This window comes from Acidovorax cavernicola, assembly GCF_003581445.1.
In genome coordinates, this window is the sequence record NZ_QXMN01000233.1 from 1 (window position 1) to 1,242 (window position 1,242).

Annotated in this window: 1 protein-coding gene; it reads right to left on the reverse strand. The window is 60.5% G+C overall.

Translation table 11 applies throughout. The features are described from left to right. Nucleotides 1-1,242 (reverse strand): 30S ribosomal protein S1 (rpsA, locus tag D3H34_RS32800; RefSeq protein WP_119558881.1); only part of this gene is annotated, 1,242 nt, incomplete at both ends.

A 1,242-nucleotide genomic window follows, 5' to 3' on the forward strand; every position in this document is an offset into this window, starting at 1 on the left:
CTTCAGCACCGAGCGCGCATCTTCCACGCGGTCGCGCGAGATTTCCGAAACGCGCAGGTAGCCCAGGATGTCTTCACCCAGATCGATTTCAGCGCCACGGGCGTCCACGGTCTTGACCTTGCCGGTCACGATCTGGCCCTTGTCGTTGACGGTCGCGAAGGTGGTGAAGGGATCGCTGTCCAGCTGCTTGATGCCCAGGCTGATACGTTCGCGTTCCACGTCCACGGCCAACACGATGGCTTCGACTTCTTGGCCCTTCTTGTAGTTACGAACCGCGGCTTCGCCGGTTTCGTTCCACGACAGGTCGGACAGGTGAACCAGGCCGTCGATGCCGGCAGCCAGACCAACGAACACGCCGAAGTCGGTGATCGACTTGATCGGGCCCTTGACGCGGTCACCGCGCTTGGTGTTCTGCGCGAATTCTTGCCAAGGGTTGGCCTTGCACTGCTTCATGCCCAGGGAGATGCGACGCTTGTCTTCGTCGATTTCCAGAACCATGACTTCGACTTCGTCGCCCAGCGACACCAGCTTCGAAGGAGCAATGTTCTTGTTGGTCCAGTCCATTTCGGAAACGTGCACCAGGCCTTCGATGCCGGGTTCCAGTTCCACGAATGCGCCGTAGTCGGCGATGTTCGTGACCTTGCCGAACAGGCGGGTAGCCGAAGGATAACGGCGCGAAACGCCCATCCAAGGATCGTCGCCCATTTGCTTCAGGCCCAGGGACACGCGGTTCTTTTCGGTGTCGAACTTCAGGATCTTGGCCGTGATTTCCTGGCCAGCCGTCACCACTTCCGAAGGGTGACGCACGCGGCGCCATGCCATGTCGGTGATGTGCAGCAGGCCGTCGATGCCGCCCAGATCAACGAACGCACCGTATTCGGTGATGTTCTTGACCACGCCTTGAACGATGGCGCCTTCCTTCAGCGTCTCCATCAGCTTGGCGCGCTCTTCGCCCATCGAAGCTTCCACCACAGCGCGGCGGCTCAGCACCACGTTGTTGCGCTTGCGGTCGAGCTTGATGACCTTGAATTCCAGGGTCTTGTTTTCGTAAGGCGTCAGATCCTTGATCGGACGCGTGTCGATCAGCGAACCGGGCAGGAATGCGCGGATGCCGTTGACCAGAACCGTCAGGCCGCCCTTGACCTTGCCCGAAGTGGTGCCGGTCACGAACTCGCCAGATTCCAGGGCCTTTTCCAGGGCCAGCCAGGAAGCCAGACGCTTGGCGGTGTCGCGCGACAGGAT